The 12,958-nt window shown below is 48.0% G+C and carries 12 protein-coding genes; 10 read left to right on the forward strand and 2 right to left on the reverse strand.

Features of this window, described 5'->3' with window-relative positions:
* Positions 1-10 precede the first annotated feature (10 nt).
* Positions 11-1,366: an FAD-binding oxidoreductase gene (locus tag VP472_RS04405; protein WP_071392594.1), complete on the reverse strand. Its 1,356-nt coding sequence runs from the start codon at positions 1,364-1,366 to the stop codon at positions 11-13.
* Between the two features lie 259 nt (positions 1,367-1,625).
* On the opposite strand from VP472_RS04405, the gene VP472_RS04410 reads away from it, so the two are divergent.
* The 6 genes from VP472_RS04410 to VP472_RS04435 all read left to right on the forward strand — a co-directional run bounded on the left by VP472_RS04410 (position 1,626) and on the right by VP472_RS04435 (position 7,413).
* Positions 1,626-1,805, forward strand: a complete 180-nt coding sequence (locus VP472_RS04410) for an FbpB family small basic protein (protein WP_003155431.1) — start codon at positions 1,626-1,628, stop codon at positions 1,803-1,805.
* A gap of 2 nt (positions 1,806-1,807) precedes the next feature.
* Positions 1,808-3,529, forward strand: a complete 1,722-nt coding sequence (locus VP472_RS04415) for an ABC transporter substrate-binding protein (RefSeq protein WP_146276381.1) — start codon at positions 1,808-1,810, stop codon at positions 3,527-3,529.
* A gap of 68 nt (positions 3,530-3,597) precedes the next feature.
* Positions 3,598-4,554: an ABC transporter permease gene (locus VP472_RS04420; RefSeq protein WP_003155429.1), complete on the forward strand. Its 957-nt coding sequence runs from the start codon at positions 3,598-3,600 to the stop codon at positions 4,552-4,554.
* Between the two features lie 12 nt (positions 4,555-4,566).
* Positions 4,567-5,472 carry an oligopeptide ABC transporter permease gene (opp4C, locus tag VP472_RS04425; RefSeq protein WP_058906657.1) on the forward strand — a complete coding sequence of 302 codons (906 nt, stop codon included), beginning with the start codon at positions 4,567-4,569 and terminating at the stop codon, positions 5,470-5,472.
* On the forward strand, positions 5,469-6,455 hold the full coding sequence (locus VP472_RS04430) for an ABC transporter ATP-binding protein (protein WP_146276383.1): 987 nt from the start codon (positions 5,469-5,471) through the stop codon (positions 6,453-6,455). The genes opp4C and VP472_RS04430 overlap by 4 nt, the downstream gene beginning before the upstream one ends.
* Complete coding sequence (locus VP472_RS04435) at positions 6,448-7,413, forward strand: ABC transporter ATP-binding protein (RefSeq protein ID WP_146276385.1); 966 nt, start codon at positions 6,448-6,450, stop codon at positions 7,411-7,413. Before VP472_RS04430 ends, VP472_RS04435 begins: the two co-directional genes overlap by 8 nt.
* 71 nt (positions 7,414-7,484) lie before the next feature.
* Here VP472_RS04435 and katA read toward each other — a convergent pair whose 3' ends face one another.
* The gene (gene katA / locus VP472_RS04440; protein WP_003155420.1) at positions 7,485-8,930 is read right to left on the reverse strand and encodes a catalase KatA; all 1,446 of its coding nucleotides are present in this window, start codon (positions 8,928-8,930) and stop codon (positions 7,485-7,487) included.
* Positions 8,931-9,186: 256 nt separating this feature from the next.
* Between katA and VP472_RS04445 the strand changes: the two genes are divergently transcribed.
* The 4 genes from VP472_RS04445 to VP472_RS04460 all read left to right on the forward strand — a co-directional run bounded on the left by VP472_RS04445 (position 9,187) and on the right by VP472_RS04460 (position 12,950).
* Positions 9,187-10,122 carry an amidohydrolase family protein gene (locus tag VP472_RS04445; protein ID WP_146276387.1) on the forward strand — a complete coding sequence of 312 codons (936 nt, stop codon included), beginning with the start codon at positions 9,187-9,189 and terminating at the stop codon, positions 10,120-10,122.
* 222 nt (positions 10,123-10,344) lie between these two features.
* Positions 10,345-11,112, forward strand: coding sequence for an ABC transporter ATP-binding protein (locus tag VP472_RS04450; RefSeq protein ID WP_146276389.1), 768 nt, complete (start codon positions 10,345-10,347; stop codon positions 11,110-11,112).
* Positions 11,113-11,127: 15 nt separating this feature from the next.
* Entirely contained in the window at positions 11,128-12,117 is a 990-nt protein-coding gene (locus VP472_RS04455) for an aliphatic sulfonate ABC transporter substrate-binding protein (RefSeq protein ID WP_102422626.1), read from the forward strand.
* Positions 12,117-12,950, forward strand: a complete 834-nt coding sequence (locus tag VP472_RS04460) for an ABC transporter permease (RefSeq protein WP_146276391.1) — start codon at positions 12,117-12,119, stop codon at positions 12,948-12,950. The genes VP472_RS04455 and VP472_RS04460 overlap by 1 nt, the downstream gene beginning before the upstream one ends.
* Positions 12,951-12,958: the final 8 nt, after the last annotated feature.

Below are 12,958 nucleotides of genomic sequence, written 5' to 3' on the forward strand. Positions count from 1 at the left end.
TTCATCTTTTTTAGAAAAACGGTGAACGGCGAAGCGGCGGAATGCTCTGCTCGAAGCGGAATATATTTTCCGGATCATATTTCGTTTTGATTTGACGGAGGCGGTGAACATTTTCTCCGTAATACGTTTGCAGCCAGTTTCTGATTTCTCTATCAGGCCAATTCACATAATCTCCCATCGTTTCTCTTGATAGGGACGTTCTCAGTCCTTCGATCCAGCGGACATTTTGTCTTTCTTCTTCAGCAGATGTCCAAGTTGTAATATATTCTTGGGCAATGATTGCGTTGCGATAGTAGAATGCCGTTTGGTCCGGAGCGATCCGTCCGGCCGCCCCGCCGAGAGATTGCTGCCAGACACTGGCGTTTTCGTTCGGAGCGTGCTCTAAATAGCGCTTTAAAGTGGATATTGCGCGTGTTGATAATGGTTTTTCAATAAAGGATCCTGACCGCTTCATCTTTTGCGGCTGATTGCCTCCCGGGCTGTTAAAAAAGGCTGCCGCTTTAATAAATGGCACTGTCTTGACCATGCCGCTTGTCGGTTTTCCCGCTTTCATTAACGGAGCCAGCAGTTCTTTCAGCTCCTCTTTTGTCCCGGTAAATTGACCGAGCGCTTCTATGCGGTTGACTTCCTTAGGCCAAAACTGAATTGATGAGGTAAGCCGGTTGTCTGTAAATGGAGCCCAGCGCTGCCACGTGTTAAATACTTCCTCGAAATCATCCCAGCCCCAAGTGACAGAAAAAACAGACACGCACGAGATCGGCACGGCTTTAAACATCATGGATGTGACAATGCCGAAGTTGCCTCCCCCTCCGCCCTGAGATGCCCAAAATAGATCAGAGTGCTTTGAGCGGTTGACCGTGATCAAGTCAGCACCCGCTTTTTCGTCCGCTATGATCATTTCAAGCTGGAGGAGACGATCGCAAGTCAGTCCGGCAGTTCTTGTTAAATATCCGATTCCTCCCCCGAGCGTCAGCCCCGTGATTCCCACATTCGCAATGGTTCCCGCAGGAAGGGTCAAGCCGTACCGCCAGAGTGTCCGGTAGACTTCCCCCAATTCGGCTCCCGCTTCAATCGAGACCAGCCGCTTATCCTCATTTACTCTTATTTTCTTCATTTCACTGAGATCAATGACTAGTCCGTCATTTAACAGAGAAAAATTTTCGTAGCTGTGTCTTCCGCCTCTGATACGGAAGGGCACATTGTTCTCACGTGCCCATCTCACCGCATTGAGGGCGTCATGTTTGTTTTGACAAAACACAATGATGTCTGGATATCTTTGCAGGCTTAAATTGATATTGGTTCTTGCAGCATTATAGTCCGGGTCATCTTTTTTGACGATGCGACCGGTCAATGTTGTCTTTTCCACATTCTCACTCACTTTCACTTGTAATCTGCTATGTTTTCTAGCATATGCGGAAAAATGAGAGAGTGTATGAGGAAAACCCCCGGAAGGACACGATATTTTAAATTATAGTTGACAGGTAGGGATTGTATGAATTAACATAATCATTACATATTTCCAAACGATGGCTGATCGGATCACCGAAGGCTCTTATCTATTAAACAGATAAGGGCCTTTTTTGCGTGAAAGTCATTGAATGAAATGAAAAGCGGAGGGATGAAAAGTGGCGTTAAAAAAGGTATCACATGTGCGCAAAAAGAGCAAAAAACGGAAAAAGTACAGAAAACACACATTGAATTTCGAACTGCTTGTAGAGAAAAACAAACGGGAGATTATGAGAAATGAGGAACAGATGGAGCAGATTTATATAAAGATAGATGAAAAGCATGCGGGGGTTCGATAAAGATGAAGGAGAGAAAATGGAGGATAAAAACAACGGTACTCGCGCTGTCGGTATCCATCGTGTTATCAGGGTGCGCGTTAGGGAGTGTCGGGGAAGAACCGTCATCTGCGGCTGATAAAAAGGAAGAAACACGTATCGCCCATGTCAAGACAAAGGAATTTAAAGCTTCTCATCCGGCGGCGATTCCCGCTAAATCGAAAGCCAGAACTGACACTTTTGTTGCTGGGATTTCCGCGCCGGGCGGCGTGTTTCTGCCGTACTTTTACGAAAACGGCTGGGATGGAAATGCGACAGATCCTATTTTTGAACCGTTAGTCAAACTGGATAAAACGGGGAAGCCTGCTCCGGCTCTTGCGGAAAGCTGGAAAATTTCCAAAGATCAGCTTACATACACGTTCCGTTTAAGAAAAAATCTCGTTTTCAGCGACGGTTCACCGCTGACCGCAAAGGATGCCGCATTCACTTTAACACTGCTGCATGATCCTGCATACGCGGGCTATGAAGATATCACCACGGCTTATATTAAAGGCGGTAAGGCTTACAAAGAAGGAAAGGCAAAGACGATAGAGGGCATTCGCGTCCTTGATGACAGAACCATTCAAATCACGACTGAGAAAGTCAGTGCGAAGTCGCTGCTTCTTTTGGGCGGGCAGGTGCTGTCAGAAGCTTACTACGGGAAGAAATATCAATTCGGCAAACTGGATTATTTAAAAGAGCTTTATGCCAAACCTCTCGGAGCGGGACCTTACCAATTTACAGAATACCTTCCGGGACAGGAAATACGCTATCAGGCTAATGAACACTATTATGCCGGAAAACCGAAAACGGAAAAGCTGATTTATAAAATTATCGATCCGTCAACTTCCCTTCAGCTGTTTGAAACGGGTGACCTTGATTACGCTTCTTTCTCACCTGATGATGATACGGTTCAGCATTTAAAAAGTCTCGGTTTTGCCAATATAAGCGTATCTGTCGTGAATGATTACGGGCTTGTATACGTCAATCACAAGCGTCCGCCTTTTCAAGATAAGAAAGTGTCCCAGGCGCTTATTTACGGACTTGACCGTCAAAAAATCGTCGATGTCCGCTTTAAACGCTACGGAGAGGTCGCGAATGTTCCGGTGTCTCCGGTTTCGTGGGCTTATGATGACAAGGGTGTCAATCGGTACGCGTTTAACCCTGAAAAAGCCAAAAAGCTTCTTGATGAAGCAGGCTGGAAAACGGGCAAAGACGGTGTACGTGAAAAAAACGGCAAAAAGCTTGAAATCAGCTATTACACGTCTAAAGCGGATGATGATTTCATCCCGATAGCGAAAGAAAATTATGCGGACATCGGAATCTCATTAAAACCGGAAGTGATGGATTTTAATACAGAAGTAGCGAAAATCAATGACAAACAATATGACCTTGCCGCCGTTTCCACCTCGCAGATCCTTGATCCGAATGACACGGTGGAAAAGCTGGCTTCCGGCCATCCCAATAATGTGACGGGGTATTCCAATCCGAAAGCGGACCGGCTGATAGAGAAAGGAACCGGCACGCTTGATATCAGCAAAAGAAAAGAGATTTATCACCAGCTGTACCGGGAGCTCGGGGAAAACCCGCCTTACATTCTGATTCATTACCGTCAGAGCGCAAGGGCGGTCAGCGGAAAAATAAAAGGGCTTGAACCTGACAATTATTCTGGAATCAGTTCAAGTCTCTCAAATGTCTCAATTCAATAGAACGGTTGGGCAAAATACCCGATGCATCCTGGGGATTTTGCCCTTTCAGCGGAAAGGAGGGGCTTTTTATGAAACGGTATGCCGCAGAACGATTCATTCAAATGCTTGTGATCTTATTCGGTACGTCCTTTATTATTTTTTTCTTATTCGCCATGCTGCCGGGCGATTATATTGATTCCAATGTAAACCTGACTCCGGAAAGAGCGAAGGAGTTAAAAGCGCTTTACGGGCTGGATCAGCCGATTTGGAAGCGCTATGTGACGTGGCTCGGAAATGTGCTCAGCGGAGATTTTGGGTTTTCTTTGAAATATCAGGAGAACGTCCTGTCACTGCTTCGGAAATATGTCTGGAATTCGTTTTTTGTCGCCTTTTTGGCGTTGCTTGTCACATGGTCAGCCGCGATGATAACGGGTGTCATATCCGCTGTCAGGAAATACTCATGGTTTGACGGGATCGTGACGTTTCTTGTTTTTGCTTCCATGGCGTTCCCGTCTTTTTTTATCAGCCTTCTGTTTATTAAGTGGTTTGGGGTGGATTTGAAAATATTGCCTGTCGGCGGGATGATTGATACCGGAAGCACGAGTACAGGTTTTTCGTACGTGCTTGAAGCCGCCAGACATATGATCCTTCCGGTCGTGATTTTATCTATGCTCGGCATCGGCTCGCTGACAAGGTATTTCCGCTCCGGCATGCTGGACGTGATCAGACAGGATTATATCAGAACGGCGAGAGCGAAGGGATTGAAAGAGCGCACCGTCATCTGGAAACATGCGTTGAAAAACGCGCTTATTCCGGCCATCACCCTGCTTGCTTTTGAACTGCCGGGACTGTTTTCCGGAGCCATCATTATTGAACAGATTTTCGGGTGGCCGGGTGTCGGCCGTATTCAGCTTGAATCTGTGCATTATCGTGATTATCCGGTTTTGATGGCGTTTACCTTGTTTTTGTCTTGTTTAACGATTGTGGGGAACTTCTTGGCGGATATCGCTTATGCCGCGGTTGATCCGCGGGTCAGGCTGAAATAGGGGGTGTTCGGAATGAAAAAACAAAAAGGGGTGCCGCCTTCTCTTTGGAAGCAGACGTACCGCCGCCTGCTGCAGCATAAGCTGACGGTCATCAGTCTTCTTTTCTTATGTTTTATGTTTTTATTGTGCTTTATCGGGCCGTCTTTTTCTCCGTACATAACAGATCGGACGGATATTTCAAATGCCAATCAGCAGCCGGGGGTTCATCATTGGCTTGGAACCGACCAGTACGGGAGAGATGTGCTGACGAGGCTGATGCTGGCGGGGCAGATTTCTCTGACCGTGGGGCTTGCTTCAATGGTGCTGTCGCTTGTCATCGGCTCTTTACTCGGGGCTGCGGCCGGGTTTTATCGGGGAGCCGCTGATATGATCATTATGCGCATTGCTGATATGCTCATGTCCATCCCGGGCCTGCCGCTGCTTTTGATTTTGGCTGCGGTGATGTCGGAGTGGAAAGTGCCTTCTGAATACAGAATGTACCTGATTATGATGATGTTAAGCCTGATCGGATGGCCCGGTTTGGCGCGGCTTGTACGCGGACAGATTTTGTCGCTGAAGGAGCAGCCGTTTATGATGGCCGCGGAAGTTTTGGGGCTTAGTGATAAACGGAAAATCCTCTATCATTTGCTTCCCAACACATTGCCGTTATTACTGGTAGCGGCGACTTTGCATGTGGCGGGAGCGATGCTGAGTGAATCTGCGCTGAGTTTTCTCGGGCTTGGCGTTGCTCCGCCGACACCTTCTTGGGGAAACATGATGGAAGCGGCGAATCATTTTATGGATTTTACACTCCGCCCGTGGCTGTGGATTCCGCCGGGAACGGCCATTTTTTTGACCGTTGTGGCGATTCATCTGCTTGGAGACGGTTTAAGAGACGCTTTTGATCCTAAGGTAAAACGGCAGGTGAAAATGAAATGAAAAAACCGCTTTTAGAAGTGAGGCATTTGGAAACGGCTTTTTATACAGAGGAGGGCGCGGTAAAGGCCGTGGACGATGTCAGCTTTACGATACATGAGGAGGAAACGGTTTGTATTGTAGGAGAGTCCGGCTGCGGGAAAAGCATGGCGTCATTGTCCATTATGCAGCTTATTCCCGAGACGGGGAGAATCGAACGGGGAGCGGTGCATTTTTCCGGACGGAACCTGTTGGAATTGAAACCAAAAGACATGCAGAAAATCCGCGGCAGCGAAATCGGGATGATTTTTCAGGAACCGATGACATCTTTGAATCCGGTATTTACAATCGGTGAGCAGCTGACCGAACCGATTCGCGAACATTTGTTGCTGAGTAAGAAAGAGGCATGGCGGAGGGCCGTTGAACTGATCACGTTAGTGGAGATCCCGAATGCCGAGCAGGTTATGCACCGATATCCTCATGAGCTGAGCGGCGGCATGCTGCAGCGCATCATGACGGCTGTCGCGCTAAGCTGCGATCCGAAACTGATCATTGCCGACGAGCCGACGACAGCGCTTGACGTAACCATTCAGGCGCAGATATTGGATTTATTGCGGGATATGAAAAAGCAATTTCGCACGTCTATTTTATTCATTACTCATGACCTTGGCGTGGTTGCTGAAATGGCTGATTATGTGATTGTCATGTATGCGGGTAAAATTGTGGAGGAAGGACCGGTTGCAGAGCTGTTTTCTGATCCGAAGCATCCGTATACAAAAGGGCTGCTCGCGGCCAAGCCGGTTATCGGTCAAAAAAGGGAGACGCTTTACACCATTCCGGGGCAGGTCCCCGAGCTTGCGGACCTGTCCGGATCGTCTTGTTATTTTGCGGAGCGATGTGAACACAGCACAGAAATATGCCGGAGATCAAGCCCGCATTTTACTGAATTCGGGAAGGGGCATCAGGCGGCGTGCTGGCTTTACAGAGAGGAGAAAGCAGATGAGTGATGTGTTGCTGGAGGTCAAGGGGCTGAAAAAATATTACGAGGAGCATGGGGGGATGAGAAAGACTCATAAAAAACCCGTAAAAGCGGTCGACGGCGTCAGTTTTACGATAGGAAAGGGAGAAGTGTTCGGCTTAGCGGGAGAATCGGGCAGCGGAAAGTCATCAATCGGCAAGACCATTTTGAGGCTTCATGAGAAAACAGGGGGAGAGGTGTTTTTTCAGGGGCGTGATGTGTTTCGGATGAGCCGGCGCGAGCTCAAAACTTTCAGATCGGAAGCGCAGCTCATCTTTCAAGATCCGTTCAGTTCTTTAAATCCCCGGCGCCGGATCGGAGAAGCCATCGGTGAAGCGATGATCGAGCATCAATTGGCGGTAAAGCGGAATGCGCGTGATAAAGCGGCGGAGGTTCTTGAAGCCTGCGGACTTTCCGCAAACTTTATCGACCGATATCCGCATGAATTTTCCGGAGGGCAGCGGCAGCGGATCGTGATTGCAAGAGCGATGGCGCTCAAGCCGCAATTTATCATTATGGATGAACCCGTGGCGGCGTTAGATGTCTCCATCCAGGCGCAGATGATCAATTTGTTCAGCAGCCTTCAAAAACAGCACGGGCTGTCATATTTGTTCATTTCTCATGATTTAAGCGTGGTGGAGCACTTATGTACGAAGGTCGCCATTATGTATTTAGGGACGATTGTGGAATACGCGTCAAAGGAGGAGCTCTTTTCACGGCCGCTTCACCCTTATACGAAAGCGCTGTTATCAGCCGTGCCTGTTCCTGATCCCGGAGCGAAAAGGGAGCGGATAATTTTAAAGGGTGATATACCGAGCCCCTCTGATCCGCCTTCAGGCTGTAAATTCCGAACGAGATGTCCGGCAGCCGAGAAGATATGTGCTGAGAAAAGTCCGGCGCTGTCAGAAAAAGGGCTTCATCATTTTGCGGCATGCCACTTCGTGTAATTGAGAAAAAAACGGTTTTATTGATAATAAACAGGAAAAACCTGCCGGGCAGACCGGCAGGTTTTTTGATGTTATTTTGGTGACGGCAGTCCGAGTCCTTCGGCAACGCGTCTGCCGTATTCAGGATCAGCCTTGTAGAAGTGGCCGATCTGGCGCAGCTTAATTTCTTCTTTTTCCACAGGTTTCATCGCACTGACAATATTGGCGACAAGGCGCGCGCGCTCTTCCTCGCTCATCAGGCGGTACAGGTCGCCGGCTTGTGTGTAATGATCATGATGGTTATAGCTTACACTGTCAGCGAAACCTGATACAGGATATGCCGCCTGTTTATCTTCAGGTGACTCTTTCGGGCCCCCGAAGCTGTTAGGCTCGTAATAGACGGAGCGGCCGCCGTTATCATCAAAACGCATTTGTCCGTCACGCTGATAGTTTTTCACTTCATTGCGGGAACGGTTGATCGGCAGCGCCTGATGGTTCGCGCCGACACGGTAGCGATGCGCGTCATGGTATGCGAACAACCGGCCTTGAAGCATTTTGTCAGGTGAGACGTCGACGCCGGGGACTAATGTGCCGGGAGAGAACGTCGCCTGTTCTACTTCCGCAAAGTAATTTTCCGGATTGCGGTTCAGAACCATGCGGCCGACTTCGATGAGCGGATAGTCTTTTTGAGACCATACTTTTGTGACGTCAAACGGATCAAAGCGATATGTGTTTGCATCTTCTAACGGCATGATTTGAACATATAATTTCCATGCGGGGAAATCGCCGTTTTCAATCGCATTGAACAAATCTTCCGTATGGTAATCGGGATTTTCGCCCGCGATTTTTGCGGCTGTATTAACATCAAGGTTTTTCACGCCTTGCTCTGTTTTAAAGTGATATTTAATCCAGACGCCTTCGCCTTTATCATTTGTCCATTTAAATGTATGGCTTCCGAATCCGTGCATATGGCGAAGAGTCGCCGGAATGCCCCGGTCTGACATCAGAATGGTTACCTGGTGCAGGGATTCGGGTGACAAAGACCAGAAATCCCAAACGGCCGTCGGATTTTTCAGATGTGTTCTCGGATCTCTTTTTTGTGTATGGATAAAGTCAGGGAACTTGATGGCATCGCGGATGAAGAACACGGGTGTATTGTTTCCGACGATATCGTAGTTTCCTTCTTCTGTATAAAACTTAACGGCAAATCCGCGCGGGTCGCGCACTGTGTCACTAGAGCCCAGTTCGCCCGCAACGGTTGAGAAACGGATGAAAAGCGGCGTGCGTTTACCGACTTCTGACAGAAATGCGGCTTTCGTATATTTTGTAACGTCATTTGTGACTTCAAAATAACCGTGTGCGCCCGCGCCTTTTGCGTGAACGACACGCTCCGGAACTCGTTCTCTGTTAAAGTGCGCCAATTTCTCAAGCAGATGGACGTCTTGTATTAAAGCAGGACCGCGATCGCCGGCCGTCATTGAGTTTTGGTTATCTCCGACAGGAGCGCCCCAGCTGGTTGTCAATTTATTTGAACTCATGTGATCACCTCTTTAGATTTATAAGAACATAATATCACCTATCAGTAAAAAGTCAATATTATTTTATAATGATTATAAAATAATTATTTTTATTATCGGAAAGAAAGTTTGGGTTTGAAAGACCACTTGACTGAGGGGAATAATAGGTTTAATATGAGAAAAAATAGAAACCGCTGACTTGGACACAAGAGGCTCTTATTCTTCACTGGATAAGGGTCTTTTTTTATTGTCAGGCGGTAAGGGAGGCGGCGATTGTATGCTTTTCCGGCAGCATTTTAAACCTGTCGATATTCACGGTCATCTGCCGTACAGCCTTAATTTCGGCAAAAACGATAAGACTTCTTCCGATTATAACCGGGAGCGGTCGGAAAGAATGAATCTCACTTGGGATTTTCCTGATCCGCATGATGTTGATGGCGATGACGGCGAAATCGCTTTGATGACAAGATGGGAGAAAGAATTAGATAAGTACGGCATTGATGTGCTGAATTTTTTAACTGCAGAGAGCAATGACCGGATGGCGGCGTTTATTCAAGCAAATCCGGCGAGGTTTACCGGATTTGCATATCATCCTTTGGAACAAAAGGATGCGTATGAGGAGCTGAAAAGAGCGGTTGAAGAGCTCGGTCTGAAAGGATATAAACTGTTCGGGCCGCTGACAGACATCGAGTTTCATGATCCGTCGCTGAAAAAGCTGTGGACGTATCTGGCTGACAAAAGACTGCCTGTATTAATTCACTTCGGACTTTTAGGGAGAGCGGGGGGCATTGTCAGCCATCGCAACATCAACCCGCTCTCCATCTATCGCGTCGCGAGAGAGTATGCTGATATACCGTTCATCATTCCGCATTTCGGCGCCGGATATTATCAGGAACTGCTGCAGCTGTGCTGGAGCTGCCCGAATGTGTATATTGACACGTCCGGCTCAAATCAGTGGATGAGGTGGATGCCGTACCCGCTTGATTTGGAAATTCTGTTTCGAAAGACATCTGAATTAATCGGTGCTGATCGGATCATCTTCGGGACGGATTCGAACGGATTTCCGAGAGGATATGTATACAGATATCTTCAGGAGCAGGTGAGGACCTGCCGGGAAATCAATATGCGGGAAGAAGATATAGAAAACATTTTCGGCAACAACGCGCGGACATTATTAAAAATCGCCCGGCAAGAAAAGGAAGTAAATACGTGATACAGCTGATGCGCTCTCTGGCAGGGTTATGCCGGAGGGCGTATTTTAATCCTTATAAAAAACAGTTGACAAGTCGGAATAATTTGAATTAACATGATATTCAAATTTAAAAACAAACGGGTTGCCGATCGGACCGCCGAAGGCTCCCATCTCTGCAAGCAATCGGAGATGGGGGCCTTTTTGTTTTTCGATCGCATGCGGCAGAAAGAGAGGGGAAGACAGATGGCTGTAACCATCAGCATACAAGAAAAAGCTTTTGAGCATGGAGGCCGGAAAACACCGGTGCTGAATGATATTGAGCTGTCAATTGCATCGGGAGAATTTTTGACTGTCATCGGGCCGAGCGGATGCGGCAAAAGCACGCTTTTAAAATTGATTGCCGGTCTTGATACCGATTATAAAGGCTCTGTCGCAATAAACGGCCGCCATGTGTCGGGACCGGGCATCCGGCAGGGATTTATCTTTCAGGAGCACCGGCTGTTTCCCTGGCTGACGGTAAAACAAAACATCGCTGCCGATCTCAATATGAACGACCCGGCCGTTCGGAAAAAAGTGGATGATCTGATTGAGGTTGTCAGGCTGCAGGGAGCGGAGAACGCTTATCCGCGCGAATTATCCGGCGGCATGTCGCAGCGGGTTGCCATCGCCAGAGCCCTTTTGCGTGAGCCGGAGGTGCTGCTTTTAGATGAACCGTTCGGGGCGCTTGACGCTTTTACGAGAAAACATTTGCAGGATGTGCTGCTTGATATATGGCGCGAGAAAAAAACGACGATGATTCTGGTCACGCATGATATTGATGAATCCGTCTATTTAGGCGATAAGCTGGCGATCCTCAGGGCAAAGCCCGGCCGGCTGCACAGCCTGATGCCGATTCAGCTTCCGCATCCGCGCAATCGGACATCAGCGGATTTTCAGGCCGTCCGGCAGAAGGTGCTTTCTGAATTTGAGAAAACGGAAGACCTCCGGTTTGCGGACGGGTCCGGGATATAGAAGGGACGAAGCGAAGTGAAAAAAATCATCATTCTTTTAGCCGCAGCAGTCATGATGTCAGCCGGATGCAGTGCAGACGGGACAGGAGGGAGCGGGAAAACGGTGAAAGAAATCCGGATCGGCATCCAGCAGAGTTTAAGCCCGCTTCTCATTGCCAAGGAAAAAGGCTGGTTTGAAGAGACCTTCAAAAAAGACGGAATAAAAGTAAAATGGGTCGAATTCCAAAGCGGTCCCCCGCAATTTGAAGGTCTTGCCGCCGATAAGCTTGATTTTTCCCAGGTCGGCAATTCACCGGTCATTTCCGGCCAGGCGGCAGGAATTGATTTTAAAGAGATCGGGCTGTCTCAGGACGGGTTAAAAGCAAACGGCATTCTCGTAAACAAGGACAGCGGGATTCAGAGCCTGAAAGAATTGAAAGGTAAAAAAATCGCCGTAGCCAAAGGGAGCAGCGGCTTTGATTTTCTTTATAAAGCTTTGGATAAAGCCGGACTTTCCGCCGATGACGTCACCATCATTCAGCTTCAGCCTGATGAGGCGGTTTCCGCTTTTGAAAACAAATCAGTTGATGCATGGTCGATTTGGGAGCCGTATTTGTCGATTGAAACGCTGCAGCACGGGGCGGAAATATTAGCGAACGGAGAGAGCACGGATTTATATTCTCCCGGTTTCACGTTAGTCAGAACGGGATTTTCCAAAGAACACCCGGATGAGGTTGTCCGTTTTCTGAAAGTGTTCAATAAAGCAGTTACATGGCAAAAGGAACACAAAGATGAAGCCGTCTCCTTATATGCGAAAATCAAACATCTTGATCCGAAAGTCGTCAGAAACGTGCTTAACAATACTGAGCCTCTCAATGAACCGATCAATGATGATATTGTCAAAGCCCAGCAGGAAACCGCTGATTTTCAATATCGAACAAAAGCGATTCGTAAGAAAATTCATGTAAAAGACGTTGTCGACAATTCATTTATTAAAAAAGCGCGTGAAACGGGGGATGGCAAGTAATGAAAGCAGAAGCACCAACGGCTGCCGGCGCAATAAGCCAATCAGAAAAGAAAGCTCTGGCAAGATCCCGGAAGTATTCATACCAATGGATGAAAGGGATTGTACTCCCGGCTGCGGTCATCGCAGTATGGCAGTTTATCGCAAGTCTGGGCATCGTCTCTGCAACGGTGCTCCCGTCACCTGTCGTCATCTTGCAGACGTTTCAGGAACTTCTTCTTTCAGGTGAGCTGTGGGGTCATTTAGAGATCAGTTTATACCGGGCGGCTGCCGGATTTCTGCTTGGCGCGGGCCTCGGACTTGTTTTCGGGCTGCTGGTCGGTTTCTCAAAGCGGACGGAAGCGTATCTCGATCCGTCTCTGCAAATGCTCAGGACGGTTCCGCACTTGGCGGTGACCCCGCTGTTTATTTTGTGGTTCGGATTTGATGAGACATCAAAAATTCTGCTGATCGCATTGGGGGCTTTTTTCCCTGTATACATTAATACGTTTCTCGGAATCCGCAGCGTGGACGCAAAGCTGTTTGATGTCGCCCGGGTGCTGGAGTTTAACTGGTATCAGCAGATGGCGAAATTGATTCTTCCGGCGTCTCTGCCGAATATCCTGCTCGGCATCCGGCTCTCTCTCGGTATTGCGTGGCTCGGCCTTGTGGTGGCGGAACTGATGGGATCGAGCGCGGGCGTCGGCTATATGATTATGGATGCGAGACAATTTTCACAGACAAATAAGGTGTTTGTCGGCATTATCATTTTTGCGGCTGTCGGCAAGCTGACAGATGCATTGGTCAGAATGCTCGAGCGGAAACTATTAAAATGGCGGAACAGTTATGAAGGGTAACCTATTAA

Source organism: Bacillus sp. MT(2024) (assembly GCF_036362845.1).
GTDB classification, from domain to species: Bacteria; Bacillota; Bacilli; order Bacillales; family Bacillaceae; genus Bacillus; species Bacillus velezensis.

What these genes read in the sequence shown, in the direction of transcription:
- VP472_RS04415 (WP_146276381.1), top strand. Translation starts at nt 1,808, where the DNA reads ATGAAGGAGAGAAAATGGAGGATAAAAACAACGGTACTCGCGCTGTCG.
- VP472_RS04420 (WP_003155429.1), top strand. Translation starts at nt 3,598, where the DNA reads ATGAAACGGTATGCCGCAGAACGATTCATTCAAATGCTTGTGATCTTA.
- opp4C (WP_058906657.1), top strand. Translation starts at nt 4,567, where the DNA reads ATGAAAAAACAAAAAGGGGTGCCGCCTTCTCTTTGGAAGCAGACGTAC.
- VP472_RS04430 (WP_146276383.1), top strand. Translation starts at nt 5,469, where the DNA reads ATGAAAAAACCGCTTTTAGAAGTGAGGCATTTGGAAACGGCTTTTTAT.
- VP472_RS04435 (WP_146276385.1), top strand. Translation starts at nt 6,448, where the DNA reads ATGAGTGATGTGTTGCTGGAGGTCAAGGGGCTGAAAAAATATTACGAG.
- katA (WP_003155420.1), bottom strand. Translation starts at nt 8,930, where the DNA reads ATGAGTTCAAATAAATTGACAACCAGCTGGGGCGCTCCTGTCGGAGAT.
- VP472_RS04445 (WP_146276387.1), top strand. Translation starts at nt 9,187, where the DNA reads ATGCTTTTCCGGCAGCATTTTAAACCTGTCGATATTCACGGTCATCTG.
- VP472_RS04450 (WP_146276389.1), top strand. Translation starts at nt 10,345, where the DNA reads ATGGCTGTAACCATCAGCATACAAGAAAAAGCTTTTGAGCATGGAGGC.
- VP472_RS04460 (WP_146276391.1), top strand. Translation starts at nt 12,117, where the DNA reads ATGAAAGCAGAAGCACCAACGGCTGCCGGCGCAATAAGCCAATCAGAA.